Annotated in this window: 28 protein-coding genes; 12 read left to right on the plus strand and 16 right to left on the minus strand. The window is 75.0% G+C overall.

The annotated features are described in order from the left end of the window. Window positions 1-81 precede the first annotated feature (81 nt). The 3 genes from ACTHLI_RS01485 to ACTHLI_RS01495 all read right to left on the minus strand — a co-directional run bounded on the left by ACTHLI_RS01485 (window position 82) and on the right by ACTHLI_RS01495 (window position 3,215). Window positions 82-1,191, minus strand: a complete 1,110-nt coding sequence (locus ACTHLI_RS01485; protein ID WP_440181005.1) for a fatty acid desaturase family protein — start codon at window positions 1,189-1,191, stop codon at window positions 82-84. A gap of 96 nt (window positions 1,192-1,287) precedes the next feature. Continuing rightward, window positions 1,288-1,953, minus strand: a complete 666-nt coding sequence (locus tag ACTHLI_RS01490; RefSeq protein ID WP_440181007.1) for a response regulator — start codon at window positions 1,951-1,953, stop codon at window positions 1,288-1,290. Beyond that, window positions 1,950-3,215 carry a sensor histidine kinase gene (locus tag ACTHLI_RS01495; RefSeq protein ID WP_440181009.1) on the minus strand — a complete coding sequence of 422 codons (1,266 nt, stop codon included), beginning with the start codon at window positions 3,213-3,215 and terminating at the stop codon, window positions 1,950-1,952. Before ACTHLI_RS01495 ends, ACTHLI_RS01490 begins: the two co-directional genes overlap by 4 nt. A gap of 86 nt (window positions 3,216-3,301) precedes the next feature. Between ACTHLI_RS01495 and ACTHLI_RS01500 the strand changes: the two genes are divergently transcribed. Next, window positions 3,302-3,934 carry a TMEM175 family protein gene (locus ACTHLI_RS01500; protein WP_440181011.1) on the plus strand — a complete coding sequence of 211 codons (633 nt, stop codon included), beginning with the start codon at window positions 3,302-3,304 and terminating at the stop codon, window positions 3,932-3,934. A gap of 3 nt (window positions 3,935-3,937) precedes the next feature. Here ACTHLI_RS01500 and ACTHLI_RS01505 read toward each other — a convergent pair whose 3' ends face one another. From ACTHLI_RS01505 to ACTHLI_RS01525, 5 genes are all read right to left on the minus strand, one after another. Then, window positions 3,938-4,756 carry an LLM class flavin-dependent oxidoreductase gene (locus ACTHLI_RS01505; RefSeq protein ID WP_440181013.1) on the minus strand — a complete coding sequence of 273 codons (819 nt, stop codon included), beginning with the start codon at window positions 4,754-4,756 and terminating at the stop codon, window positions 3,938-3,940. A 51-nt stretch (window positions 4,757-4,807) separates the two neighbouring features. Next, window positions 4,808-5,728: a DMT family transporter gene (locus ACTHLI_RS01510; protein WP_440181015.1), complete on the minus strand. Its 921-nt coding sequence runs from the start codon at window positions 5,726-5,728 to the stop codon at window positions 4,808-4,810. 50 nt (window positions 5,729-5,778) lie between these two features. Further along, on the minus strand, window positions 5,779-6,819 hold the full coding sequence (locus tag ACTHLI_RS01515; protein ID WP_440181017.1) for an aldo/keto reductase: 1,041 nt from the start codon (window positions 6,817-6,819) through the stop codon (window positions 5,779-5,781). 128 nt (window positions 6,820-6,947) lie between these two features. Beyond that, entirely contained in the window at window positions 6,948-8,489 is a 1,542-nt protein-coding gene (locus tag ACTHLI_RS01520) for a GMC family oxidoreductase (RefSeq protein ID WP_440181018.1), read from the minus strand. After that, a complete protein-coding gene (locus ACTHLI_RS01525; protein ID WP_440181020.1) occupies window positions 8,486-9,487 on the minus strand; it encodes a gluconate 2-dehydrogenase subunit 3 family protein in 1,002 nt (333 codons plus the stop codon). Before ACTHLI_RS01525 ends, ACTHLI_RS01520 begins: the two co-directional genes overlap by 4 nt. Before the next feature lie 118 nt (window positions 9,488-9,605). Here ACTHLI_RS01525 and ACTHLI_RS01530 point away from each other — a divergent pair, with 118 nt between their 5' ends. Continuing rightward, window positions 9,606-10,445 carry an alpha/beta fold hydrolase gene (locus ACTHLI_RS01530; protein ID WP_440181022.1) on the plus strand — a complete coding sequence of 280 codons (840 nt, stop codon included), beginning with the start codon at window positions 9,606-9,608 and terminating at the stop codon, window positions 10,443-10,445. A 4-nt stretch (window positions 10,446-10,449) separates the two neighbouring features. On the opposite strand, the gene ACTHLI_RS01535 is transcribed toward ACTHLI_RS01530, so the two are convergent. Beyond that, on the minus strand, window positions 10,450-11,193 hold the full coding sequence (locus ACTHLI_RS01535) for an SDR family oxidoreductase (protein WP_440181023.1): 744 nt from the start codon (window positions 11,191-11,193) through the stop codon (window positions 10,450-10,452). Window positions 11,194-11,303: 110 nt separating this feature from the next. On the opposite strand from ACTHLI_RS01535, the gene ACTHLI_RS01540 reads away from it, so the two are divergent. Further along, entirely contained in the window at window positions 11,304-12,131 is an 828-nt protein-coding gene (locus ACTHLI_RS01540; RefSeq protein WP_440181025.1) for a helix-turn-helix transcriptional regulator, read from the plus strand. 55 nt (window positions 12,132-12,186) lie between these two features. After that, complete coding sequence (locus tag ACTHLI_RS01545) at window positions 12,187-13,047, plus strand: DUF6882 domain-containing protein (protein ID WP_440181027.1); 861 nt, start codon at window positions 12,187-12,189, stop codon at window positions 13,045-13,047. Between the two features lie 6 nt (window positions 13,048-13,053). On the opposite strand, the gene ACTHLI_RS01550 is transcribed toward ACTHLI_RS01545, so the two are convergent. Then, on the minus strand, window positions 13,054-13,806 hold the full coding sequence (locus ACTHLI_RS01550; RefSeq protein WP_440181028.1) for an SDR family NAD(P)-dependent oxidoreductase: 753 nt from the start codon (window positions 13,804-13,806) through the stop codon (window positions 13,054-13,056). Between the two features lie 101 nt (window positions 13,807-13,907). Here ACTHLI_RS01550 and ACTHLI_RS01555 point away from each other — a divergent pair, with 101 nt between their 5' ends. Continuing rightward, on the plus strand, window positions 13,908-14,372 hold the full coding sequence (locus tag ACTHLI_RS01555; RefSeq protein WP_440181029.1) for a hypothetical protein: 465 nt from the start codon (window positions 13,908-13,910) through the stop codon (window positions 14,370-14,372). Here ACTHLI_RS01555 and ACTHLI_RS01560 read toward each other — a convergent pair whose 3' ends face one another. From ACTHLI_RS01560 to pdxH, 3 genes are all read right to left on the minus strand, one after another. Next, window positions 14,373-14,765: an ester cyclase gene (locus ACTHLI_RS01560; RefSeq protein ID WP_440181031.1), complete on the minus strand. Its 393-nt coding sequence runs from the start codon at window positions 14,763-14,765 to the stop codon at window positions 14,373-14,375. 18 nt (window positions 14,766-14,783) lie between these two features. Further along, window positions 14,784-14,918 carry a hypothetical protein gene (locus ACTHLI_RS01565; protein WP_440181033.1) on the minus strand — a complete coding sequence of 45 codons (135 nt, stop codon included), beginning with the start codon at window positions 14,916-14,918 and terminating at the stop codon, window positions 14,784-14,786. An 89-nt stretch (window positions 14,919-15,007) separates the two neighbouring features. After that, entirely contained in the window at window positions 15,008-15,643 is a 636-nt protein-coding gene (gene pdxH, locus ACTHLI_RS01570) for a pyridoxamine 5'-phosphate oxidase (protein ID WP_440181034.1), read from the minus strand. An 81-nt stretch (window positions 15,644-15,724) separates the two neighbouring features. Between pdxH and ACTHLI_RS01575 the strand changes: the two genes are divergently transcribed. Continuing rightward, complete coding sequence (locus ACTHLI_RS01575) at window positions 15,725-16,189, plus strand: hypothetical protein (protein WP_440181036.1); 465 nt, start codon at window positions 15,725-15,727, stop codon at window positions 16,187-16,189. A gap of 152 nt (window positions 16,190-16,341) precedes the next feature. Here the strand turns inward: ACTHLI_RS01575 and ACTHLI_RS01580 are convergent, their stop codons facing one another. Beyond that, a complete protein-coding gene (locus ACTHLI_RS01580) occupies window positions 16,342-17,196 on the minus strand; it encodes an alpha/beta fold hydrolase (RefSeq protein ID WP_440181038.1) in 855 nt (284 codons plus the stop codon). Window positions 17,197-17,256: 60 nt separating this feature from the next. On the opposite strand from ACTHLI_RS01580, the gene ACTHLI_RS01585 reads away from it, so the two are divergent. After that, window positions 17,257-17,985 (plus strand): glutamine amidotransferase-related protein, encoded by a 729-nt coding sequence (locus ACTHLI_RS01585; protein WP_440181040.1) that lies wholly within the window; start codon window positions 17,257-17,259, stop codon window positions 17,983-17,985. Here the strand turns inward: ACTHLI_RS01585 and ACTHLI_RS01590 are convergent. Then, window positions 17,982-19,583, minus strand: a complete 1,602-nt coding sequence (locus tag ACTHLI_RS01590; RefSeq protein WP_440181042.1) for a hypothetical protein — start codon at window positions 19,581-19,583, stop codon at window positions 17,982-17,984. The two genes, ACTHLI_RS01585 and ACTHLI_RS01590, sit on opposite strands and share 4 nt — an antisense overlap. 144 nt (window positions 19,584-19,727) lie before the next feature. Here ACTHLI_RS01590 and ACTHLI_RS01595 point away from each other — a divergent pair, with 144 nt between their 5' ends. The 4 genes from ACTHLI_RS01595 (at window position 19,728) to ACTHLI_RS01610 (ending at window position 23,933) form a co-directional block, all read left to right on the plus strand. Then, complete coding sequence (locus ACTHLI_RS01595) at window positions 19,728-20,966, plus strand: GAF domain-containing protein (protein ID WP_440181043.1); 1,239 nt, start codon at window positions 19,728-19,730, stop codon at window positions 20,964-20,966. Window positions 20,967-20,996: 30 nt separating this feature from the next. Further along, window positions 20,997-22,259 (plus strand): arginine deiminase, encoded by a 1,263-nt coding sequence (locus ACTHLI_RS01600; RefSeq protein WP_440181045.1) that lies wholly within the window; start codon window positions 20,997-20,999, stop codon window positions 22,257-22,259. Between the two features lie 95 nt (window positions 22,260-22,354). Further along, complete coding sequence (locus ACTHLI_RS01605; protein WP_440181047.1) at window positions 22,355-23,194, plus strand: nuclease-related domain-containing protein; 840 nt, start codon at window positions 22,355-22,357, stop codon at window positions 23,192-23,194. Between the two features lie 61 nt (window positions 23,195-23,255). Further along, complete coding sequence (locus ACTHLI_RS01610) at window positions 23,256-23,933, plus strand: RraA family protein (RefSeq protein WP_440181049.1); 678 nt, start codon at window positions 23,256-23,258, stop codon at window positions 23,931-23,933. A gap of 4 nt (window positions 23,934-23,937) precedes the next feature. Here the strand turns inward: ACTHLI_RS01610 and ACTHLI_RS01615 are convergent, their stop codons facing one another. Then, window positions 23,938-24,858, minus strand: a complete 921-nt coding sequence (locus ACTHLI_RS01615; RefSeq protein WP_440181114.1) for an NYN domain-containing protein — start codon at window positions 24,856-24,858, stop codon at window positions 23,938-23,940. Between the two features lie 57 nt (window positions 24,859-24,915). On the opposite strand from ACTHLI_RS01615, the gene ACTHLI_RS01620 reads away from it, so the two are divergent. Further along, window positions 24,916-25,695 (plus strand): glycosyltransferase family A protein, encoded by a 780-nt coding sequence (locus ACTHLI_RS01620; protein ID WP_440181051.1) that lies wholly within the window; start codon window positions 24,916-24,918, stop codon window positions 25,693-25,695. Window positions 25,696-25,714 lie beyond the last annotated feature (19 nt).

Here is a 25,714-nt window from a genome sequence, read left to right on the forward strand (position 1 = left end):
TCGGGGCGCTTCTGATTCGTCCCACGAATTGAACGAAGGGCCCGGGAGCATCGCTCCCGGGCCCTTCGGCATGTCCGCGTCCTACGCCATGCGCATGGCCGCGGCGGCGGGGCAGTCGAACGGGTCCGCCGCCTTCAGGCCGATGCGGTGCACGGAGCGGACCACGTCCGCCATCGCGCGGGGCAGTGCCCGCTCGGTGTAGGGCAGCCCCATCTCGAGGCAGTACTCGCGGATCATCGTGCGCGCGCGCCGCAGGTTCGCGCTCGGCAGGCTCGGGAACAGATGGTGCTCGATCTGGTGGTTCAGCCCGCCCATCAGGAAGTCGACGACGGGGCCGCCGGTGATGTTGCGGGAGGTGAGCACCTGGCGGCGGAGGTAGTCGACCTTCTGCGTGCGGGCGATGGTGGGCATGCCGATGTGGTTCGGGGCGAAGGCGCCGCCGAGCAGGAAGCCGAAGAGCAGCACCTGGACGGCGAGAGCGACGAGGCCGATGACCGGCCCGGCGCTCAGGACGAGCAGCGCGGGCAGGCCCAGGAGGCGCACGGTGAGCAGCAGCGCCTCGACGCCGCGGTGCTTCACGCTCTCCTCGGAGAGGAGCATGCGGATGGTCTTCACGTGCAGGTCGAGACCCGTCAGCGTCATCGCGGGGAGGAACAGCCAGCCCTGCCGGCGGCGCAGCCACGCGCCGACGCCGGTCGATCGGGCGGCGGCGTCCTCCTCCGTGAACACGATCAGGTTCGGGTCGAGGTCCATGTCCTTGCCGAGCGTGTTCGGGTTCCCGTGGTGGCGCGTGTGCTTCTGCATCCACCAGCCGTAGCCGAGCCCGACGACGAGGTTCGCGACGATCCGCGAGAACCACTCGTTGCGCTTCCCGGACTCGAACACCTGGCGGTGGGCCGCGTCGTGCGCGAGGAACCCGGCCTGGGCGAAGACGACGCCGAACCAGGCGGCGACGCCGAGCTGCCACCAGGAGTGGCCGACGAGGACGGCGGCGGCGATGCCGACGCCGAGCGCGACCGCGAGCAGGACGGTCCGCAGCACGTACGAGGCGTGGCGGCGCTCGAGCAGCCCGGCCGCCTTCACGCGGCGGGACAGCTCGGTGTAGTCGCTCGCGTGCGCCGCCTGCGCGCCGCCCTTCGGCGCCCGGCGGGGGAGCGTCGTGCGGAAGGGGGGAGGTGCGGTGGTGGTCACACTCCGGACGGTACGGATCCGGCGACCGCGACGAATCCCTCCGCGGAGCCGTCCTGCGGCCCGTACCGGGGTACTGCCTCCGGCGCGTCCTGCGCGTCAGTCGCCGGGGACGACCAGACCGGACTCGTATGCGACGACCACGGCCTGCGCGCGGTCGCGGAGGCCGAGCTTCGTCAGCACTCGGCTGACGTGGCTCTTCACGGTCTGCTCGGCGATGAAGAGGACCGCGGCGATCTCGCCGTTGCTGCGGCCCTGCGCCACCTCGCGGAGCACCTCCCGCTCCCGATCCGTGAGCACGTCGAGGTCCGAGCCGATCGCGGTCGTCCCCGTCGGACGCGCCGCGAAGCGCTCGATGAGGCGTCGCGTGACGCTCGGCGAGAGCAGCGCGTCCCCGCGGGCGACGATGCGGACGGCCTCGACGAGGTCGTCCGGCAGCGCGTCCTTGAGCAGGAAGCCGCTCGCGCCCGCGCGGAGCGCCTCGAGCACGTAGTCGTCGACGTCGAAGGTCGTCAGCACGACGATCTTCGGCGGCGGCGCGCCCCGGTCCGCGAGGATCGTGCGGGTCGCCTCGATGCCGTCGAGGACCGGCATGCGCACGTCCATGAGCACGACGTCGGGTCGCGTCTCGGCTGCGAGCCGGACGCCCTCCGCCCCGTCGGCCGCCTGCCCGACGACCTCGATGTCGGGCTGCGCATCGAGCAGCGCTGCGAAGCCCGCGCGCACCATCGCCTGGTCGTCGACGACCAGGACCCGCACGCTCACGCGGGGACCCCCGACCGCACGAAGACGGGCAGCCGCGCCTCGACGGCGAAGCCGCCCTCCTCCGTCGGCCCGAACCGGACGGTCCCGCCCGCGATCGCGGCCCGCTCCGTCATGCCGACGAGCCCGTGCCCGGACCGGCTGTCGACGGCGGGTTCGCCCGTCGCGGTGTTGACCACCGACACGGTGATGTCGTCCCCCATCCGCGCGAGCGCGACCACGACGTCGGAGCCGGGAGCGTGCCGGATGGCGTTGCTCATCGCCTCCTGCGCGATCCGGTAGGCGGTGAGGCCGGTGAGCGGCCCGACGCCGGCCGTCCACGGCCCTGCGGGCTGCTCGAAGACGATCGAGGTGCCGGCGCGGTGCGCCTGCGCGACGAGCTCCTCGACGTCGAGCAGGCCGGGCTGCGGCCGTCGCTCCGCATCCTCGTCCGCACCGCGGAGCACGCGGAGCAGCCCCCGCATCTCGTCGAGCGCCTCCCGCGACTGCGCGGCGATGCGGTCGAACTCGGCTGCGGCCTCGGGGCTGAAGCCCTGGTGGCGGAACCGCGCCGTCGAGGACTGCACGGTGATGATGGAGAGGCTGTGCGCCACGACGTCGTGCAGCTCGCGGGCGATCCGGGTGCGCTCCTCCGCGAGGAGGCGCCGCTCCGCCTCCTCGGCGGCCATCCGCCGCTCGTGCACCAGCTCGGAGCGGACCCGCCGCCACTGCAGGAGCAGCAGGGCGACGACGATGAGGGCCGCGGAGATGCTGCCGAACACGGCGACGTCGGCGGAGGTCTCGTCGCCGGACGCGGGGCGCAGGACCGCGGCGAGCACGGCCGAGAGCACGACGGCGATGAGCCAGTGCAGCAGCGCGACGGGCAGCGTCGTGCGGGCCGCGACCGCGCCGAGCACGAGGCACTGCGTGACGATGAGCACCGGCGACCACGGCCAGAGCATCGAGCCCGTGCCTGCCGACAGCCATTGGAGCGTGAGCGCGGCGACCAGGGAGAGCGGCGCGGCGACGTTCGGGATCCGCAGCGCCACCGGAACGGCGCCGACATGGACGATCACGATGGCGAACGCGAGCGGCAGGGGCAGGTACGGCGCCGCGACGAGGAACGTCTCGACGAGCACGAGGACGACGGCGGCGAGCAGCGCCGCTCCCGGCAGCACGCGGTCGCCGCGCAGGCGTCCGACCCAGCGCACCGCGGTCACGACGACGGTGCCGAGCCGGGCGAGAACACCCGGTCGCGTCTGCAGCGCGTCCACTCCGGCGGCCATGCCGCCTCCCTCCGCCGTCCCGGCGGTCGACGGATCCAGCGTACGCGCCGCGCACCGTGCGCCCGCGTCACCGCTAGCGTCACGGCATGCGCACGGGCCGGGTGGAGGCGTTCAGCGACGGCGTGCTGGCGATCCTGATCACGATCATGGTCCTCGAGCTGCCGAAGCCGGCGGGCGCGGACTGGCGTGCGCTCGGGCACGACGTGCCGGTGCTGCTCGGGTACCTGCTGAGCTTCGTCTACCTCGGCATCTACTGGAACAACCACCACCACATGTTCCAGGCCGTCCGCCGGGTCAGCGGGGGCGTGCTCTGGGCCAACCTGCACCTGCTGTTCTGGCTCTCGCTCGTCCCGTTCATCACCGGCTGGATGAGCGAGGAGTGGATCGCCGAGACGGCGCATCGGGAGGCGGTGTCGCCCGTGCCGGTCGCCGCGTACGGCGTCGTGCTGCTGCTCGCGGCGGGCGCCTACTTTCTGCTGCAGCGGACGCTGATCCACGCGGAGGGACCCCGTTCCAGGCTCGCGGCGGCGGTCGGCCGGGACGTCAAGGGCAAGGCGTCGCCCGTGCTCTACGTGCTCGGCATCGGGCTCTCGTACGTCGCCCCGTGGCTCGGCGTCCTCGTCTACGCCGTCGTGGCGGCCATGTGGCTCATCCCCGACCGCCGCGTCGAGCGGCAGGTAGCGCACCGGGAGGACGAGCTGCAGACCGAGGAGGGCTGAGCCTCACGGCCCCGCGGCCACCACCGCGCGCACGGCGTCGACGTCGAGGCCGTACGGGCCGAACCGGGTCAGCACCCAGGTCGCGCCGCTCGCCAGCCACGGCTCGACGTCCGTGTCGGCCGGGACGTCGACCACGACGTCGAACCCGGAGAGGTCGTGCCGCTCCGCCGCGAGCGTCTCGCGCACGACCGCCACCCCCTCCGGCCCCGGGTAGCCGATGACGAACGCGCCGTCGTAGCCGGCGGCGCGCCGAAGCGGCTTGGTGCGGCCGAAGCGGCCCGCGATCCAGATCGGGATCGGCCGCTCCGGCGCGGGCAGGAACCGCACATCCTCCGCGCGGTAGTGGCGGCCGAGGTGCTCGACGAGGTGTCCGGAGAGCAGCCCCGTGAGCACGTCGAGGCCCTCGTCGAGCATGTCGCCGCGCACCTTCGCGTCCGCCTCGTCGCCGAAGCGGCTCATCTCCCCGAGCCAGTCGTCGCCGCTGCCGAACCCGAGCACGAGCCGCCCGCCGGACAGCAGATCGAGGCTCGCGGCCTGGCGGGCGACGACGTGCGGCCTGCGGCGGGGGAGCGGGGTCACCATCGGTCCGAACAGGATGCGCTCGGTGCGCGCAGCGATCGCAGCGCAGCAGATCCACGGGTCCGCGATCGCGGCGACCGGCGGCGAGTAGCGCACGTGGTCCCACACGAAGACGCCGTCCCAGCCGGCCTCCTCGGCCAGGGCGGCGACGTCCGCGACGACCCGCGGGTCCGCGAACGCGTCGAACGGGGGCAGGAAGAGCCCTCGACGAGGGCGAGCATGGGCGTCCGGCACCGTCGTCACGGCTCCATCGTGGCCGCTCGCGCCCGCGGTGCCGAGCCGCTGCCCTCCGGTTCAGGGGCGCGCAGCAGCAGGGTCCGGGCGTGTCGGGACGGCTTCGGCCTCCGGGACCGGAGGGTGCGTGGCCATCAGGGCCACCCCGGTCACGGCCACCGCTTCGGCGAGCCCGAACACCGCGAAGCTCCAGAGCGGCGCGTTGCGGGCCTGGGCGAGCAGGGCGATGCCGAGCGAGGCCGCGACGAGCGGGTCGACGACGGTGAGCGCGGCGACCACGATGTCCGCGGACCCGGAGGCGTAGGCGCGCTGCACGAGGGAGATGCCGGCGATCCCGGCGAGCGCGGCGCCCGCGCCGACGAGGGCCGTGAACGGGGCGGTCGCGTCGAACAGGTTCCCGTGCTGCACCGCGGTGGAACAGCGATCCAGCACGACCTTCATCAGCGTGACGACGAAGCCGAAGCAGATGCCGCCGGCGACTGCGAACGCCACCGTGGGCACGCGGTTCCGGAGCAGGGCGTAGCCGACGAGCAGCACGAGCAGCACGACGCCGACGAGGACGAGCACGGGGACGACCCGCTGCGGCGGCTGGGGCGGGCTCGTGGTCGCGACCGACGCCGTCGCGACGAACGCAGCGGTCCCCACGATCGCGAGGGCGACCCCGATGATGCCCGTGCGGGGCAGGCGCGCGTGCGCCAGCCGCCGGTTCAGCAGCGCCGTGACGACGAGCGAGAGCACCCCGACCGGCTGCACCACGGGCAGCGGGGCGAGCAGCAGGGCGACGAGCTGCAGCAGCACCGCGAGCGCGAGGAACCCGGAGCCGAGCAGCCAGCCGCCGCTCGTGAACAGCCGGAGCAGCCGGTGCAGCCCGAACCGCTCCTCCTCGCGCTCGAACGACCGGACGCCCCTGCCCTGGAACTGGGCCCCGAGCGCGAGCATCACGGCCCCGACGAGCGCCGCCGCGACGCCCCAGATGACCACCCGGCGACGCTAGCCGCGCCGCTTGCGACCGACCTGCGCGCGGCGGGTCCTCACAGCCGCCCGAGCCGCGCGTCCCGCCAGAGGTCCACGCCCGCGTCGTCGGGCAGGAGCGCGTCGATCCGCGCGAGCTCGTCGGCGGTGAGCGGCGGCGCCTCGAGCGCGCCGACGTTCTGCTCCAGCTGCGCCACCGAGGAGGCGCCGATCACGAGGCTCGTGACGCGCTCGTCGCGGAGCGCCCACGCGAGGGCGAGCTGCGCGAGGGTCTGCCCGCGCTCCTCGGCGATCGCGTGCAGACCGCGTAGCCGCTGGACCATCGCGTCGTCGAGCCATGCGGGATCGAACGAGCCGCCGGCCGCCGCACGGGACCCCTCCGGGATCCCGCCCAGGTACCGCGAGGTGAGCAGGCCCTGCGCCAGAGCGGTGAAGCCGATCACGCCGAAGCCCTCGTCGGCGGCGGCGTCCAGCAGCCCCTCGGTCTCGATCCAGCGGTTCAGCATCGAGTACGACGGCTGGTGGATGAGCAGCGGCGTCCCGAGCTCCCGCAGCAGCCCCGCCATCGTCCTCGCGTCCTCCGCGGTGTAGGAGGAGATCCCCACGTGCAGCGCCTTGCCCTGCCGCACCGCGGTCGCGAGCGCCGCCGCGGTCTCCTCGAGCGGCGTCGTGGGGTCGTACCGGTGCGAGTAGAAGATGTCGACGTACTCGAGCCCCAGCCGCTCGAGCGACTGGTCGAGGGAGGCGAGCAGGTACTTCCGGCCGCCGCCGCCCTGCCCGTACGGGCCGGGCCACATGTCCCAGCCGGCCTTCGTCGACACGACCAGCTCGTCGCGGTACGGCCGCAGGTCGGTCGCGAGGAGCCGGCCGGCGTTCCGCTCCGCGGCGCCGTAGGGAGGGCCGTAGTTGTTCGCCAGATCGAGGTGCGTGATGCCGAGGTCGAAGGCGCGCAGCACGATGTCGCGCTGGAGCGCGAACGGCCGGTCGTCGCCGAAGTTCTGCCAGAGCCCGAGCGACAGCATCGGCAGGTCCAGGCCGGACCGGCCGCTCCGCCGGTACCGCATCGTGCCGTCGTACCGGTCCTCGCGCGCTTCGTGCATGCATCGTCCTTCCTCGCAGGGGCCTTCGAGCATCCCGCATCCCGCCGACACCGGCCCTGGGAGCGAGCGCGCACCCCGCTGGTCGAGGTGCGAGCGCCAGCGAGCCTCGAGACCACCCCGGATGCGCGCTACCGGCTGAGGAAGCGGTCCGCGGTCCTGAGGGCCAGCGCCATGATCGTGAGCGCCGGGTTGGCGATCAGCGAGCTCGGGAAGACCGAGTTGTCGCAGACGTAGAGGTTGTCGATGTCGAACGACCGCCCGTTCCGGTCGACGACCGCCGACTCGCGGTCGTCGCCCATCCGCAGGGTGCCCTCGGCGTGCGCAGACCGGGCGAGCACGAACACGTCCTTCGCGCCCGCCGCCTCCCAGATCGCGCGCATCGTCGCGATCGCGTGCGCCTCGAGCGCGCGCTCGTTGTCGCCGTACGAGAAGTCGATGCGCGCCTTGCGCAGCCCCACCTCGTCGGTCTCGTCGACGAGGGTGAGGCGGTTCGCCTCGCTCGGCAGGCACTCGCCGTTCACGCCGATGCCGGCGAAGTGGTCGTAGCCGTCGAGCAGGTCCATGAGCCGTTCGCCGCGGATGCCCGAGCGGGCCATGGTCGTCGCGAGCGTGACGGGCAGCACGCCGAGGCTCTGCATCAGGTACCCGCCGGCGAAGTCGGCGCCCTCCGGCCGCACGGTGTCCTCGGAGATCAGCGACGACGGCCACCCGCGCCACATCCGCATCGGCTCCTCGAACCGGCCCCACACCTGGGCGGCGGGGTGCGCCAGGTAGTTCCGCCCCACCTGCCCGCTCGAGTTCGCGAGGCCGAGGTTCAGGAGGAGCCGGGCCGACTCGACGCCGCCCCCGCAGAGGAACACGTTCCGCGTCCGCTGCCGGTGGTCCACGCCGCCCTGGCGGTACACCACCGCGGTGATGCGGCCGGCGGCGTCACGCTCGAGACCGTGGACCATCGCCTCCGGGCGGATCTCGGCACCGTGCGCCACCGCGAGCGGCAGGTACGTCACATCCATCGAGGCCTTGGAGGCGACGCGGTCGCCCTGATGCGTGGCGCCGCTGTTGATCGCGCCCCGCCGCAGGCCGAAGTGCGGCTGGTCGACATCGCGCGACACGATCGCGGCGGGGGAGTCCGTGTACCGGATCCCGAGCGCTTCGCAGCCGCGCGCCATCGCGTCGGCGGAGGCGTTCCTCGCGACCGGCGGCAGCGGGTAGCGGCGGGCGGGGTCCCACGGGTAGTCGGCCGGTCCGGAGACCTGGATGAACCGCTCGACCTCCTCGATGTACGGCAGCAGCTCGGCATGGGTGAGCGGCCAGTCGACGCCCACGCCCTGATCGGTCGCGAGCCGCAGGTCGCGCTCGTCCGGCCGCGGGCAGAACGCGCCCCAGTGCAGGGTGGAGCCGCCGACCCCGATCCCGGAGTTGTTGCCGCCGAACGCCTCCGGATCGGTGCCGCCGGAGAGCCGCTCGCCGAGCCAGTAGATGCTCCCCGCATCGACCTCGTCGGGCGTGTGGTCAGCCGGATCCCAGTTCCGCCCCGCCTCGAGCGCGACCACCGCGAGCCCGGCCTGCGCGAGCCGCGCCAGGATCGGTGCGCCGCCTGCGCCGGTGCCGATGACGACCGCGTCGACCTCCTCGGTCTCGGCGTACCGCCGCATCCCCGTCAGGTTCACGCCCGCAGCTCCTCTCCGGTGCGCCAGTCGCGCTGCCACGGCTCCCACTCGCCCGCGTGCGTGGTGCGGAAGCCCTCCTTGTCCGGGCCGTCGCCGCCGTCGGCGAACCCGTCGTAGCGGATCCACGCCTGGGCCGCCGGGTGCGACAGCCAGGCCCTGACCGCCTCCGCCTGCAGGTCCGTGCACCAGAGGGCCATCTGTCGTCCCGTGAGCAGCCCCTGCGCCTCCGAACCGATGCCGCCGTCCGCGATCCGGTCGATGACGGCGTCCTGCTCCGCGGCAGGGAGGGATGCGAATCCGGGCACGACGGCCGCGATCGTGTCGAGCCCCCGCCGCCAGGCCTCGGCGTCGGGCGGCAGCTCGGCGTACCGCCAGCCGTCGCCTGGGCCGGCCGCGAGCCCGACGTCGATGCGGTCCGCGAGGTCGAGATCGGTGCCCCGCTGCGGCAGCACGCGGGCGAGCACCGCGCTGAGCAGCTCGCGCTGGGCCGCGGAGAGGGCTCGCGGCGCGTCCCCGGGCGGATCCAAGCGCCGCATCATGGCCCTGCGGGTCCGCGCGGCCACCCGGTCGGAGGCGATCAGGCGGGCGAACGCGGCGGGCAGCGCCTGGTGATCGCGCGCCTCCGCCCAGACCGCGTCGATGCGGTCGACGAGGTCGTGCTCGTCGTCGAGACGGGTCGTCGGGGTGCGCCGCACGCCGGCGAGGTCGTCCTCGGTCGCAGCCGATCCGACGAGCAGGAGGCTCGCAGGCGGGATGAGCCCGTGCTCGGCTCCCTCGCCCCACGCCGTCACCACCGCTGCCACGCGGGCGCCGGCGCCCGCGCCGGCGATCAGCCACGCGTCCGGTGCACGGCGCCGGATCGCGTCGGCGACCTGCTCGGCGTCCTGGGCGTCGAGCACGACGACCTCGAAGCGGTCGCCGAGCGCTGCGGCGACGCCGTCCCACCGCCAGGAGGGCAGCCCGGCGTCGAGCAGCAGGAACAGCATCGGGCTGGGCACGCGGATCCTCTCGTCGGAGCGCCCCCACGGGGGCGCGTGCCCACTCTGCCGCACCTGGCGGACCCGCGAGCGCCCACGGCCGGTTCGCGTCGTCGGCGCGTGGTGGCAGGGTCGCCTCATGACGACCGAACGGTTCGATGTGCACGCCCCGGACGGCGCGGTCCTCGCCGGGGAACGACGCCGGTGGCCGGGCGCGCCGGTCGTCGTCCTCCTGCACGCCGGGGTGGCGGACCGGCGCGCCTGGTCGGGCGTGATGGACGAGCTGGCGGACGACGCGCTCGACCTCGTCGCCTACGACCGGCGCGGATACGGGCAGACGCCGTCGGGCGGCAGCGCCACCCACCTCGACGACCTGCTGGCGGTGCTCGACGCCGCGGGCGCGGAGCGCGCCGTGATCGTCGGCAGCTCGATGGGCGGGGCGCTCGCCCTGGACCTCGCGCTCGCCGCGCCGGAGCGGGTCGGCGCGGTGCTGCTGATCGGCGCGGCCGTGAGCGGCATGACCGACGAGGGCGAGGCGATCGCGTGGACGCCGGACGGGGCGACCGGCACCCTGCTGTCCGCCATCGATCGGGCGGAGCAGGCGGACGACGTGGAGGAGCAGGTCCGGCTCCAGCTGCACCTCTGGCTCGACGGGCCGACGGCGCAGGAGGGACGCGTCGGCGGCCCGGCCAGGGAGCTCGCCGCAGCCATGAACCGGCCGCTGCTCGCCGCAGGGGTCGACCTCGAGGCGGGCGGAGCCGGCATCGACGCCTGGCACCGGCTCGGGGAGGTCGCCGCGCCCGTCCTCGCGACCTGGGGCGAGCTGGACCTGCCGCCCGACCAGCCCTTCTACGCCCTCGCGGCGGACCGTCTCCCGAACGCCCGCGTGCGCGTGCTCGAGGGCGTCGCCCACCTGCCGATGCTCGAGCGTCCGGCGCTCGTGGCGCAGCTCGTCCGCGACACCGCCGCCCTCGCCTGAGGGCTCAGTGGGTGCCGGCGAGCATCCGCATGAGGTCGGCGCGGGCGCCGTCCCGCTCGGAGAACCGGAGGGGCAGCACCCGCTCCACGAGGATCTCCTCCGCGTCCGGTCGCGTCTCGAGCAGCTGCATCGTCTCGTCGAGGTAGGCCTCGAGCGGCATGGCCTGCGCGGTGCTCGGCCCCGGCATCAGGTCGGTCTGCACGGCGGGCGGGACCAGCTCGATCACCTGGACGCGGCCCACGAGCTGCAGCCGCCAGGCGTCGGAGAGGGCGTGGATCGCCGACTTCGTGGCGTCGTACGTCGGCGTCAGGGCCAGCGGGGTGAAGGCGAGGCCCGACGACACGGTGATCAGCGTCGCGTCGTCCTTCGCCGTGAGGAAGTCCGCCCAGGCGGCCCACAACCGGATCGGGCCGAGCAGGTTCGTCGCGATCGTCGCCTCCGCGGTCTCGAGGAACGCGCCGGTCGTCACGTCCTCGGGCCGCATGATCCCTGCCATCGCCAGCAGGACGTTCGTCTCCGGGAACCGCTCCTGCACCTCCGCCGACGCGTCGCGGATCGATGCCGGGTCGCTCATGTCGATGCGGACCGCCTCGATCCGGTCCGAGCCGGCCGCGATGCGCTCGAGCAGGTCCTGCCGCCTGCCGCCGATGACGACCCGGTCGCCTCGTGCCGCGAACCGCTCGGCGAGCCCGCGACCGAGTCCGCTCGTGCCGCCGGGAAGGAAGATCGTGTTGTCCGTGTCGCGCATGCCTCGAGCCTGCTCGCGGCCCGGCGCGGGCGGAAGGGAGCGGTCATCGGGGGATCGGCGGTCCCAGGACGGCGCTCGCGGTCCGGCCGGGTGTCGGCCAGCATCGGAGCATGGACCGCCCGCAGCTCGCCGACTTCCTGCGCCGGCACCGCGAGGCGCTGCGCCCGGCCGATGTGGGCCTGCCGGACGGGGTCCGGCGCCGCACCCCGGGCCTGCGCCGGGAGGAGGTGGCCCAGCTCGTCGGCATGTCCGCGGACTACCTGACGCGACTCGAGCAGCAGCGCGGGCCGCAGCCGTCCGAGCAGATGCTCACCGCGATCGCGCGGGGGCTCCGGCTCACGCTCGACGAGCGCGACCACCTGTACCGGCTGGCGGGCCACACCCCGCCCGCGCGGACCCTGCGCCGGGACCACGTCGCACCCCCGCTGCTGCGGGTGCTCGACCGGCTCGACGACGCCGCAGCCCTGGTGCTCTCCGATCTCGGCGAGACACTCGCGCAGAACCGACTCGCGATCGCGCTGCTCGGGGACGGGACGCGCCACACGGGGCTGGCCCGCAGCGCCATCCACCGCTGGTTCACCGACCCGGGCGAGCGGCTCCGCTACCCGGAGGAGGACCGGGACCGGCAGAGCCGCCTGCAGGTCGCGCAGCTGCGCGCCGCGATGGCCGCGGGCGCGCGGGGGCAGGCGGTCCTCGACGACCTGCTCGACCGGAGCGCGGAGTTCCGCGACCTGTGGTCGCTGCACGAGGTGCACCGCCGGTTCGACGACCGCAAGACGCTCATGCACCCGGAGGTCGGCCCGATCGAGGTGGACTGCCAGGCCCTGTTCACCGAGGACCAGGCGCAGACCCTGCTCGTGCTCACGCCGCGCGGTGCGGAGGCGGCGGAGCGGATGCGGCTGCTCGGCGTGGTCGCCGGCGCGCGGTTCGCGGTCTGACCGCCGTCCGCGCGGCAGGCGCCCCGGCCGACCCGAGGTGACGTACGGTCGGCCGGTGCCCGCGGTCGATCTCGCCACGCTCGCCGACGCCGGCGCGTTCGTCTCCCGCGAGCACCAGGCGCATCTCGCCGACGCGCTCGGGATCCGGCGCTGGCGGGTGGACACGGCGGCGTCCCGCTTCGTCTTCGCCGGTGCCGACGGCGTCGAGCGCAGCGTCCGGGCGCACCTGATCGGGACGTCCTCGCCCGAGCACGGCACCTGGCTGTGGGGGTGGGAGAACCCGACCGGGTTCCCGGCCCCGTTCGTCCGCCGCAGCGAGCGCGTGCGCGCGCTCGGCGAGCGCTACACGATCCCCGAGTTCACGACCGCCTCCCTCCCGCTCGAGGACGGGCTCGCGGAGCGGCTGGTCGACGCGGTCAAGGCCGTGACGGGCGTGACCGCGCACCATGCGACGGCGATCGGCAACGGGGACACCCGGGCGTGGCTGCTGCTCGACGACGCGTCCCTGGCGTTGCCCGCCCCGACCGTGGCCCGCGCGGTCGGGGTCGTCACGAGCGCGCTCGCGGGCGGCGGCGCGAGCGACCACCACCGGGCCCTGACGGCCTGGGCCGAGCAGCGCGGTGTCGGCATCACCGCGGTGGGGGAGGGCGTGGAGGAGCTGACCCTCGCGGACGGCTCCCTCCAGGTGCGCTTCGACGCGAGCGGGCACATCGCGGGTCTCGGCCGACGGCTCAGGACCGCGTCCAGGCCGCCCGTGCCGACTCCGGCAGCCGCGACCCCGACCGCCGCGCCGACGGCGGTGCAGGAGGCGGCGCCGGAGGCGGCCGCCGCTCCGACCGTGCCCGCACCTGCGGACGTGCCCGTCGACGCGCCCGCACCGCGGCGCGGCCTGCTCCAGCGCCTCCTCGGCCGCTGACCGGGCTCAGCTCTCCTGCTCCGTCGGACGGATCGTCAGCTCGCTGATCGCCGTGCGGCGGTCCCGCGTCACCATGTAGCGCACCGCGTCCGCGACGTCCGCCGCCTGCAGCGGCTCCATGGTGCGGAAGCGCTCCTCCTGCGCCCTGCGCTGCTCCTCGCGGAGGTGGCTCCGGAGCTCGGTGGCGGTCGCGCCCGGCTCGATCAGCCCGACGCGCAGATGACGCCTGGTCACCTCCTGGCGGAGCGCCTCCGAGAAGGCCCCGAGGCCGAACTTCGTGAGGTTGTAGACGCCGGAACCGGAGCGCGCCGCGCGACCGGCCGTGCTGCTCACCATCACGAGGTCGCTCACCCCGCGGGGGGCGGTGGCGGCGGCTTCGAGGAGGTGGGGGAGCGCCGCGTGGGTGACGTGCAGCGCGGCCTGGACGTTCAGGGCGACCATCCGGTCCCATTCCTCGAGCGGCGCGCCGACGGCCGGCCCCAGGAGCATCACGCCGGCGTTGTTCACGACGATGTCGAGCCGACCGGTCCGCTCCACCGCCTGCGCGACGACGGAGGCCGCCTGCCCCGGCTCCGTGATGTCGGCCTCCAGCACGACCGGGTCGCCGTCGAGGGTCGCGGCGAGGGCCTCGAGCCGGTCCCGCCGCCTCGCGGCGAGCACCACCCGCGCGCCCTCCGCGGCGAGCACCTCCGCCGTCGCCGCACCGATGCCGCTGCTCGCGCCCGTCACGAGCGCCACCGTGCCGTCCAGTCGTCCCATCGCGGTTCCTCCTGCACCTCGCCTGCCCGACACGCCATGTCCCCCGTTCGCGACGAGATCGTGACGTGACCCCCACGTGGGGGATACGCCATGATGGCCGCATGCCGCGCACCCTCTCCGCCGCCGAGTCCCTCGACGACTTCTTCGCCGACCGGCGGCGGGGCGCGACGGGGCACCGGCTGGCCGGCATCGACCGTGCCGAGCGGGCACTGCGGCTCGCCGTCGAGCGCACGGCGGAGCTCGTGCTCACCGACGACGAGCAGGTGCTCGTGCACGCCGAGCGTCAGTTCGGGGTCGAGGGCGCGGTCGCCCGCGTCATGCCGGCGTCCGGGCTGCTGCTCGTGCTCGAGGCGTACCTCGCGCACCTGGAGGTGCGTCCGACGCGGGGTGCCGCACGGCGCATCGAGCTCGACACCTGCGCGGCGCTCACCCGGCACCTCGCACGGGAGCTGCGGCACCTCGACGTGCTCCCGGCGACCCACCGCATCGAGCTCGCCCTCGCCGGGTGCGGCGCGGTCACGCAGGGCCCCGGCCGTCGCCTGCTGAAGGTGCTCGGCCTCGCCTGATCAGGCGAGCAGCTGCGCGAGCAGCGCCGCGTCGTCGCCGGTGCCGGCGTACTCCGTGACGCGTCCGCCGGCGATCCGGTAGAAGCCGAACGCCGCGATCCCGACGTGCCGACCGGTGGGGCGGACGCCGTGGAACGCACCGCGGTGCGTGCCGCGGGTGCGGAGGTGGGCGGCGAGCCGATCGCCCTCCACCAGGACCGCGATGCGCTTCCACCGGTAGTCGGGGAAGGCGGTGAGCACCGTCTCGACGTCCCGCACCCAGGCGTCCGCACCGCCCGGCGCGCCCGCACGGCGGACGTCGGGGGCGACGAGCTCGCGGATGCCGGCCAGATCGTGCCGGTTGCAGGCGTCGAGGTAGTCCTCGAACCACCAGCGGAGCTCGTCGGGCGTCATCGGCCCCAGTCTGCGCGATCAGCGGGGCGTCGCCGCTCCGCAGACCGGGCAGCGCGGCCCGACGATCGTCGGGTAGAGCGGCATGCCGTCCGCGGCGCACACCTGCGCGGTGGTCGAAGGACGCTGGATCCTGTCCCGGAGCTCGATCGGCATGCATCCACCTTGCGGGCGCGCGCTCGGCGGACGCTGCCGACCCGCCCAGGCGGAGCTGGATACAACCCATCGATCCGCTGAGAAAGCGCTCACGGCTGGAGGCGGACGCGCTCCCAGCCGTCACCCGCGGGGGTGTAGGCGAACCGATCGTGGATGCGGGACGGCCGCCCCTGCCAGAACTCGATGCGCCGCGGCGTCACGAGCCATGCGCCCCAGAACGGCGGCCGCGGCACCTCCACGGTGCCCGCGAACCGCGCCTCGGCCGCGGCGACCCTGGTCTCGAGCGCCGCGCGGTCCGCGATCGGCTCGGACTGGCGGCTCGCCCAGGCGCCGATGCGGCTGCCGCGGGGCCGCGTCGCCCAGTAGGCGTCGCTCGTCGTCTCGGGGGCGGCCACCGCGTCGCCGTCGACGAGGACCTGCCGCTGCAGGCCGTACCAGGGGAACAGGAGCGCCACGCGCGGGTCCGAGGCGAGCGCGGCGCCCTTCCGCGAGCCGGCGTTGGTGACGAACTCGAACCGGCCGCCGATCAGGCCCTTCAGCAGCACGGTCCGGGACGTCGGGCCGGAGTGGCCGACCGTCGAGAGCACCATGGCGTTCGGTTCCGGCAGGCCTGCGGCCTCCGCCTCCGCGAGCCAGCTCCTGAACTGCCGGATGGGGTCCGCATCGAGGGAGCCGTCCGGGATCGTCCCGCGGTCGTAGTCGTCGTGCCGGTCCAGCGAGCGCACGCCTCCATCATCGCGGGTCGCCCTGCGAGCGCCGCGCCGCGCGCTCAGGGGTCTCCCGGGCGGATCGGCCATGTTCGTGGTGTGCGCGCCCTCCCCACCGCGGACCTCGTCCTCTCGGCGTTCTTCGCCGACCGCCGTCGCGGCGCGGCCGGTGTCCGCCGCGACAGGATCGACCGGGCGGAGGCGGACCTGCGCCTCGCGGTCGAGCTCACCGAACCCGAGACGCTCGCCCCGGACGACCGGGTGCTCGTCGACCTGGAACGGCAGTTCGACCCGGTCGCCGCCGTCGGCCGCGTGCTGCCGGTGACCGCGCTCCCGACGGTGCTGCAGCGGTACCTCGTCGACCCCCTGTACCGGCCGCGGCCGGTGGACGAGGCGCGGGACCGCCTCGAGACGTGCGCCGCACTCGTGCGATGGCTCGCGCGGGATCCGGACCTCGTCGGCAGGACCCGGGTGCTCCGTCGACTCGACGAGCGGATCCGGATCGAGCTCGCGACCCTCCAGCCGCCCAGGGGCCGCATCCGCGTCCGCCGCGTGCGCGGCTGATCCGGCGTGGCCCGCGGGGGGGCCCCGGGCCGCGGAGTACCCACGCCGCACGACCCCGGCGCGTCGCGTGCAGGACGCCCGGCCGCCCGATGCGACGCGATCGCCGCGGGTCGGCAGGCCCTGGACGCCGCCCGGGTCGTCCATGCGGGCGGTCAGGCGGTCGCGCGCTCCGCCAGCCGGCGGAGGTCGGCGAGCAGCCGGTCGACGTCCAGGAGCACCGACAGGTGCCCTGCCTCCGGCACGACACGAAGCTCGGCCCCCGGGATCCTGGCAGCCAGCCAGGCGCTGTGGGCGGCGGGCACCATGCGGTCCGCGCCGCCGTGCACGAGCAGCACAGGCACCCGCGTCGTCCGCGGATCGAAGCCCCAGTCGCGACCGGCGGCGAGGAGGTCGTCCGCCTGCCCCTGCGAGCCGGGCGGGGTCGCGGCGGCGACGTTCGGGCCGAACCACGACCACCGGCCCTGCAGCGCGGCCCGGTCGTCCGCGGTGAACGCGCGCTCGTCGAACTCGTCGCGGGCGAGGTGCGCCGCGAGCGCCGTCCGACCGGCCGCGACCGCACGCTGCTCCGCCGCGATGCCGGGCGCCATGCCGGCGAAGCGGTCGAGCCCGTCCGCATCGGGGGGTGCGGGCGAGGACACCGCGACGGCGGCGAGGATCCGATCGGGGGCGAGCGCGGCGCAGGCGAGCGCGCGCGGCCCGCCGCCCGAGTGGCCCAGCACCGCGAACCGGGTGACGCCGACCGCGTCCGCCACCGCGAGCACATCGGGTACCACGTCGGCGACGTCGGCGTCCGGGTCCCGGGAGGTGCCGCCGTAGCCGGGCCGGTCGGCACCGAGCAGCCGGAGGCCGAGCGCACCGGCGGCGCCGAGCAGCGGCCCGGGCGGCTCCCCGGTGTTCGGCGTCCCGCCGTGCCAGAACACGACCAGCTCGTCCGCTCGACCCGTCGGCCCGGTGTCGTAGCCGAGGAGCACGCCGCCCGCCGGTCGCTCGAGCTCCACCCGCCGCACGTGTGACCTCCTGTTGCGCTCGCCGCTCACGCGTCCCTCACCCGGTTCTAGCCTGCTGGCATGCCGGTTCCCTTCGTGCTGCTGCAGGTGCGGCCCGAAGCGGATGCCAGGCGGGACGAGCTCGCCTCGGTGCGCGCCGCGAGCGGGCTCGGCGATCGCCTCGTCGCGATCAGCGCCGACCGCGAGGTGCTGCCGGAGGACCTCGCCGATCGGAGCGCGGGGGTCATTGTCGGCGGCAGCCCCTACTCGGTCTCGGATCCGGAGGCGTCGAAGTCGGCGGGGCAGCGGCTCGCGGAGCGGCAGCTCGCCGCGCTCGCGGAGCGCGCGCTCGAACGGCGGCTGCCCGTGTTCTTCACCTGCTACGGGATCGGGGTGCTCACCCGCGTGCTCGGCGGGGTCGTCGACCGCACGCACCCCGAGCCCGTGTCCGCCGCCGAGAGCCGGTTGACGGCGGCCGGGCGGGACGACCAGGTGGCCGGTGTGCTCCCGGACCGCTTCACCGCGCTCACGGGGCACAAGGAGTCGGCGCCGGCCCCGCCGCCGGGCGCCGTCCTGCTCGCGACGAACGAGGTGAGCCCGGTCCAGCTGTACCGGGTCGGGTCGGTGCTCGCGAGCCAGTTCCACCCCGAGCCGACGACGGACGACTTCATCCGGCGGGCGGCGGTGTACCAGCGCCACGGCTACTTCCCGGAGGCCGAGTACGAGGCCGTCGCCGCGCGACTCCGCTCCGCCACGGTGACGGAACCGGCCCTGCTGCTGCGCCGCTTCGTGACGCTCGCTGCGGCTTAGGGGGTCGCCGAGGTCGCCGCGGCCGCGACCGACGACAGTGTGGACGTCGCGGGGATCGACCCGAGGGTGGACGCCGCCGGGCTCGTCGCGGTCGGGGGCGTGGTCGTCGACGTGGCCGGGGGACTGCTCGGAGTCGTCGGCGGCGTCGTGGACGATGACGACGACGACGCCGCCGGCGTCGTCGCCGCTGCCGTGCCCGTCGCCGTGCCCGTCGGGGTCGACGTGGCGACGGGCGTCGAGGAGGCGCGCGTCGTCGTCGTGCGCGAGGGCGACGCGGAGGAGGTCGCGGTGCTGCGCTTCGGTGTCGCGGACGCCGAGGTGGCCCGGGTCGGCGCGGTCGAGCCCGACGACGCGCTCGTGGACGACGACCTCCCGGACGCCGCCGGCGCAATCGCGGCCCGCGCGGAGGCCGAAGCCGACGCCGGGGCGCTCGTGGTCGTCGGCGCAGCTGCTGTGGAGACCGCGAGGGACGGCGACCCGGTCGCGGCGCCGGCGAGGACGCCACCCTCGATCGGCGCGGCGAGGGCGCGCTCCTCGGTCCCGTGACCGAGCGGCAGATGCGTCGCCACCCCGATGAGCAGGCCGGCGATGCCGACGCCGCCGGCGAGCACCGCGACGCGGCGCAGGGCGCGCCGGCGGGGCCGCTCGACCGCGGGCACGACCACGGGGCCCGTCCAGAGCGACGGCGCGGACGGCTGCACCCCGCGCGGCACGACGATCGGCGACTCCAGCGTGAGCGGCGCCGGCACCGGCGCGGGCACGACGACCGGCGCGGCCGGCACGACGGCGGCCGGCACGAGGGCGGCCGTCGGCGCGGGGCGCGACGACACCGGCACGTCGATCGGCCCGGTGCCGAGCAGTACCTCCCGCATGCCCGCCAGCCGCAGGGCGACGGCGGCCGCGGTGGGGCGGTTCGCCGGCTCGTCGTCGAGCATCGCCGACAGCAGCTCGCGCAGCGCGGCCGGGAGCGCGGCGAGCGCCGGGCCGGCGGGCGCCGCCGCGGTGAGCAGTCGCAGCAGCACCGCGCCGAGCGCATGCACGTCGGCTTCGGGCCCCCGATCCGCCGGCAGGGAGACGCCGGAGGCCTGGGCGAGCACCGCAGCGCGCCCGCCGAGCAGCGGGGCGACCCCGGTGTCGAGCAGGAGGGTCGCGCTGACCGGGCGCTCCGCGTGGCGGCCCTGCGCGGGCACGATCGACCGCGCCCCGACGAGGCCGTGCACCAGCCCGGCCTCGTGCACGGCGGCGAGCGCCCGGGCGACGGACTCGACGATGCTCGCCGCGCGCCGGGGCGAGCAGCCCGCGCCCGGGTCGAGCACCGGGCCCGGCGCGGGCGGCGTCACGTACCAGCGGGTGCCGTCGTCGAGCAGACCCGCGTCGAGCATCGGCATCACCGCGGGGGAGCCGACCGCCGCCGCGCGGCCGACCGTCTCCGCATCCGGCAGGCCGCGACCCGTGAAGCGGTCGTCGACGACGACGAGCACCGCCCTGGCGCCGCTGCCGGGATGCACGGCGTCGCGAGCGACCCCCGCGGGCCGGCGCCCCACGACGGCCCCGACCGTCCAGCCGCCGACGCCGGTCACCGTCGTCGAAATCCCCACGCTGTGATTCCACCAGATCGGGGGGTACCCCGGCCACCCCGGCCCCTCCCTCTGGGGCGTGTCGTCCAGGTCTTCCGTTCAGGAGAATGGCAGCGGCCCGGCCGCCCGGACGTGTCGGCCGATCGCACGGAAGAGGCCCACCCCATGCTCGAGAGCCGTATCGCGCGCGCCGCCGCGAAGCTCTGGTACACGAAGATGCTGTACGTCCAGCAGTCGGTGCCCGTGCCCAGGGATTCGCCGGTGATCGTCTCCGGCGCCGCCGACCCCGACCGCGTCCTCCTGATCGGCAACGGTCCGACGCACGGGTGGGGCACGGTCACGCACGAGCTCGCGCTGACCGGACAGCTCTCGCGTGCGCTGACGCGCCGCACCACCCGGCCCACGGACATCCGCTACATCGGCGACGAGATGATGCCGATCGCCGGCGTCCAGGCCTGGCTGGGGGACACCGCGCTCGCCCCGTACGACCTCGTGCTCGTCGTGCTCAGCATGAACGACGCGATCCGGCTGACGCCGGCCGACGACTACCGCACCGACATGGCGCGCCTGCTCGACCGGCTCGCGTCGGAGACGAAGCCCTCCGCCCGCGTCGTGATCGCCGGCATCCAGGACGTCGACTCGCTGCCCGAGTACCGCGGGGTCGCGGCTCGCCTCGGTCAGCGCCGCGCCGACCTGCTGAACGCCGTCACGCGCGAGCTGGTGGGGCGGTACGACGGGTTCCAGTTCCTCGAGCACACGGCGCCGCCCGCGGAGCCCGGGCGGCCGTACGGCTCGCCCGCCCTGTACGCACAGTGGTCCGACGTGTTCGCCGACGTCTGCGCGCCCGCGCTCGACGAGGCCCGCGCCCTCGACCCCTACCGCTTCCAGCACGAGCTCGCCGAGCACGAGTGGCAGTGGAAGCCGGGGGAGCGGCTGATGGCGGCTCCTGGCGGCCACGAGGCCCTGAACCGGCTGGCGCAGGAGGCGAAGGCCCACTTCGGCGCCGACGCGGCCTGGATCAGCCTCATGGACGGCGACCGGCAGTTCTTCATCGCGAACACCACGCCGCAGGGTCGCGCCGCGCCCGCCGAGCTCTCCGTCTGCCAGTACACGGTGCAGGGCGACGAGCCCCTGATCATCGAGAACACGTTCCGCGACGAGCGGACCAAGGACAGCCCGATGAACGACCTCGGGCAGCTCCGGTTCTACGCGGGTGCGCCGATCAGGAACGAGCAGGGCGAGAACGTCGGCACCTTCTGCGTGCTGAACGTGCTGCCGAAGTCGCGCGGCTCGATCTCCGAGGAGGACCTGACCGAGTGGGCGGCGCGCGCGGAGGGCGAGATCCTGAAGCTCGCCGCCACCACGGAGACGCCCACCACGGCCGACCACGACGCGACCGTCTGACCCGCGGCGCCGCTCTGCCAGGCTGGGGCGATGGTCGCGTTCGGTGCCTGGTCCGAGGTCGGTCGGCTGCGTCGCGTGCTCGTCTGCAGGCCGGGCCTCGCGCACGAGCGCCTGACCCCTGGCAACCGCGACGAGCTCCTGTTCGACGACGTCCTCTGGGTGGAGGAGGCGCAGCGCGACCACCGCGCGTTCGTCCGCGCGCTCGAGGCGGAGGACGTCGAGGTCCTCGAGCTCCACGACGTGCTCGCGCGGACGCTCGCCGTGCCGGGCGCCCGCGACTGGCTCCTCGACCGCAAGGTCACCCCGGACGAGGTCGGTCCGCTGTTCGTCGAACCGACGCGCGCGTTCCTCGAATCCCTCCCGGACACCCGGCTCGCGGAGCTGCTCATCGGCGGCATGGCCGTCGAGGACCTACCCGGCGACGACCGGCCCGTCTACCTCCACCCCACCGGCCCCGACCGGAGGCCGAGCGACTACCTGCTGCCGCCGCTGCCGAACATGCTCTACACGCGGGACACCACCTGCTGGATCGGCGGGGGCTACACGCTCAATCCGCTCTTCTTCGGGGCCCGGCGCGACGAGACGCTGCTGATGAAGGCGGTGTACCGGTTCCACCCGGACTTCGCGCCGGTCGAGGACCGGCTGCTGTGGGGGGACCCCGAGCGCTCCTGGGGCTCCGCGACGCTCGAGGGCGGCGACGTGATGCCCGTCGCTCCGGCGGACGGGTCCGGAGGGCCGGGCGGCGTGGTGCTCATCGGGATGTCCGAACGATCCAGCCGGCAGGCGATCGGTCAGCTCGCCACGACGCTGTTCGCGACCGGCCAGGCGGAGCGCGTGATCGTCGCGGGCATGCCGAAGCTGCGGGCCGCCATGCACCTCGACACGGTGCTCACGTTCGCCGCCGAGGACGTCGTCACGGTCTACCGCGCCATCGTCGACGAGGTCACGACGTTCACGCTGCTGCCCGACCGCGACGCCGGGCTCCGGGTCGTCCTCGAGCGCGAACCGTTCCTCGAGGTGGTGCGCACGGCGCTCCGGCTCGACCGGCTGCACGTCGTGAACACCGGCGGCGACGACTTCGCCGCCGAGCGGCAGCAGTGGGACAGCGCGAACAACGTCGTCGCCGTGCGCCCCGGCGTCGTGTTCGCCTACGACCGCAACACGCGCACGAACGACCTGCTCGCGGCGGCGGGCATCGACGTGCGCACCATCCGCGGCGCCGAGCTCGGCCGTGGCCGGGGCGGCGGCCACTGCATGACCTGCCCGCTGCTCCGCGACCCGGTCGCCTACTGACGGGTACCCGGGTGTCCTCCTCCTGGAGGACACCCGGGTGCGGGGCGCTCGCTCTGGGTCTGCCGGAGGCGGCGCGTGGTTCCTACCGTCAGGGCATGACCCAGCTCGTCCCCGCGCCCGCCCCGGCCGGCGCGGTCCCCGCACCGTCGGGGACGATGCGCGACCGCGTGCCCGCGCAGGCGCTCATCGAGCAGGTGCTGCTGCGGCAGGCGGCGGCACGCCCGCGCACCGCGCTCGAGCGGCTCGTCGGCCGCGACCCGGTCGAGCCCGACGCCCGTCCCTGGTACGCGGGGGCGATCGGCGAGCGGGCCGTCGCGGCACGGCTGACCGGCCTGCCGGAGGGCTGGACGGTGCTGCACTCGCTGCCGGTCGGCCGCAACGGTGCGGACATCGACCACCTCGTCGTCGGCCAGGGCGGGGTCTTCACCGTGAACACGAAGCATCACGTCGACGCGTCCGTCTGGGTGGCCGGCCGCACCGTCCTCGTGAACGGCTCGAGCCGCCCGATCCTGCAGAAGGCGGAGGCGGAGGGCCGGCGCGTCGACCGCATCGTCGCGCCGGTGCTCGCCGACCCGCCGGCGGTGCGGCCGATCATCGCCGTCGTCGGCGCCAAGCGCCTGCGGGTCCGGCGTGCTCCGCGGGTCGTGACCGTGCTCCGCGCCGAGCACCTGCCGCGCTTCCTGCTCGCCCAGCCCGACCGGCTGAGCGCGGACGAGGTGCGCGCCCTCGTCGCCCGCTTCGAGGACCCCGGGGCATGGCTGCCGACCGTCGAGGCCGGCGCGGAGGTGCTGCTCGCGTTCTCGCGCCTCACGCGCGAGGTGCGTGCGGCCGCGAGGACCCGGGTCGCGTGGGCACTCGGCCTCGCCGTGATCGCGGTCGCGGGATCGTCGATGATCGTCCTGCCCGGGCTCGTCGCGCTCTTCGGGGGCGCCTGACCGGCTGCGGCGCTCGCCGCACCGGATCCCCTTCGAATCGAACGGGCGCTAGCGTGCCGACATGGACCTCGAGGGCCTGACGAGTGCGCACATCGCCGACGGGTGCATGCGGGTCGGCCTCGAGGTGCGCTGCGGGCCGGCGGCGCTCCGGCCGCTCGCGCCCGGTGCCGTGTTCGCCGGGCCGGCCGCGCCCGCGCTGCACCTCGGCAGCGTCGACCGGCTGCTCGAGGCGATCGACGCCGCCGCGCCCGGCGACGTGCTGCTCGTCGACGACGACGGGCGCGCCGACGAGGCCTGCCTCGGCGATCTCGTCGTGCTCGAGGCCGCGCGCGCGGGTCTCGGGGGCATCGTCGTGTGGGGGCTGCACCGCGACACCGCCGACCTCCTCGCGATCGGCCTCCCGCTGCACAGCCTCGGCTCGCTGCCGACGGGCCCCCTCCCGCAGCACGTGCACCGCGACCGGACCGTGCACCTGGGGGAGTGGGAGGTCGAGGCGGGCGACCTCGTCGTCGCGGACGACGACGGGGTGGTGCTCGTGGAGGCGGTGCACGCCCAGGCCGTGCTCGCGGCCGCGCGGTCCATCCGCGACGCCGAACAGGCGCAGGCGGAGCGGATGCGTGCGGGCACCTCGCTGCGCGAGCAGCTGCGGTTCGCCGACTACCTCGCCCGCCGCGCGACGGACCCGACCTGGACCTTCCGCCAGCACCTCCGCGAGGTGGGCGGCGAGATCGAGGTCTGACGCCTCAGGCGGAGAGCCGCACGAGCCGTGCCGTGCTGCTCTCGTCCAGCTCGACGAGGTCACCGCGGGAGCGCAGGAAGTCCGAGAACGACCGGTAGCCGAGCCGCCGCTCGCTGAAGGACGGGTCGAGGCGCTTCATCTGCTCCTTCACCTGCGAGTTGTGGAGCCAGTCCGCGTCGTCCCCGCCCCGGTCGTGGCCGAGTCGCAGCGCCCGGGTGAGGAGCGCGGTCGCGGACGCCTGGGGGTCCTCGTCCTCCTCGTCGTCCTGCTGCTGCGGCTGCTCCGGCTCGGGGGAGGCGGCCCGCTTGGCGCGGCGTCGTCCCTTCGGCTCGGCGTCCTCGCTCGGGCGCGGCGCCTCCTTCGCGCCGGGGAGCGCGTCGTAGGTGACCAGCTCGTCGCAGGCGGCGGCGAGCGCCCGGCTGGTCGACCCGGCGACCCCGACGGCCACCACGTACCGCCCGAGCCGCTTGCAGCGCTGCGCGAGCGCGATGTAGTCCGAGTCGCCGGCGACGATCACGACGTGGGTGAGGTCCGGGAGGCGGAACATGTCCTCCACCGCGTCGACCGCGAGCCGGATGTCGGCCCCGTTCTTGCCGTAGGCGGCGGCAGGGAACAGCTGCACGAGGTCGACCGCGCGGCCGACCAGCTGACCCCGGTAGCGGGCGTTCACCGGAGCGGACCAGTCGGCGTACGCCCGGGTGAGCACCAGGGTGCCGAAGCTCGAGGCGAAGTCGATCGCGGCGCCGAGGTCGACCGTGGCCGCCTCCAGCCGCTCGGCGAACTCCGCCTCGCTCAGGGAGCCGGCCGCCGCACGCTGGCGGTCGCGCTGGAAGTCGCCGCGGCCGTGCACCTCGTCGTAGCGCGAGATGACGATGTTGTCGAAGTCGATGTAGACCGCAACGCGGCCGTCGGACGAAGCGGGGATGGGATCCTCCAAGGTGTCGGCCACCCATTCTTCCGCCGAGCGCGGTTGAATGAGAACGTGACCCCGCCCCGGATCTCCGTGGTCGTGCCGGTGCGCGACGACGCGCCGTACCTCGGCCTGTGCCTGGAGGCCCTCGCGCGGCAGGATGTGCGCCCGCACGAGGTCCTCGTGGTCGACAACGGCGCCAGCCGTGAGACGGCCCTCGTGGCCGAGGCGGCGGGCGCCATCGTGGTGGCGGAGTCCATGCCGGGCATCGCCGCGGCCGCCGCCAGGGGCTACGACCTCGCGACCGGCGACCTGATCGCCAGGCTCGACGCGGACTCGATGCCGCCGATGGACTGGCTCCGCGAGATCCGCGGCGTGTTCGCGGTCGATCCGGCGCTCGCGGCCGTGACGGGGCGGGGCGTGTTCGCCGACCTCAGCCCGGCACGTCGGCTCGTCGCCTCCGCCGGCTACCACGGGGTCTACTACGGGTTCTTCGGCCTCGCCCTCGGGCAGATCCCGCTGCACGGCTCCAACTTCGCGATGCGCCGCGCGGTGTGGGAGGAGGTGCGGGGCGACGTGCACCGCACCGATCCCGGCGTGTACGACGACCTCGACCTCACCATGCGGCTGGGGCGGACCCGCCGGGTGCGGTTCGAGCCCCGGCTCGCCGTCGCCGTGTCGACCCGCGCGATCTCCTCCGTCCCGCGGTTCGCGGCCGCGCTCGGCAGGACCGGCCACACGATGCGGATGAACGCGGACCGGCTGCGGGAGACGCGGGCCGGCCGGCTGGCCGGGACCGCCTTCGGGATCGGTCCGCTCGGACGCCTCGTCCCGAAGCGGCTGCACCCGTAGCGCTGCACGAGCACTGATC

The organism is Amnibacterium sp. (assembly GCF_051956055.1).
Classification (GTDB): domain Bacteria; phylum Actinomycetota; class Actinomycetes; order Actinomycetales; family Microbacteriaceae; genus Amnibacterium.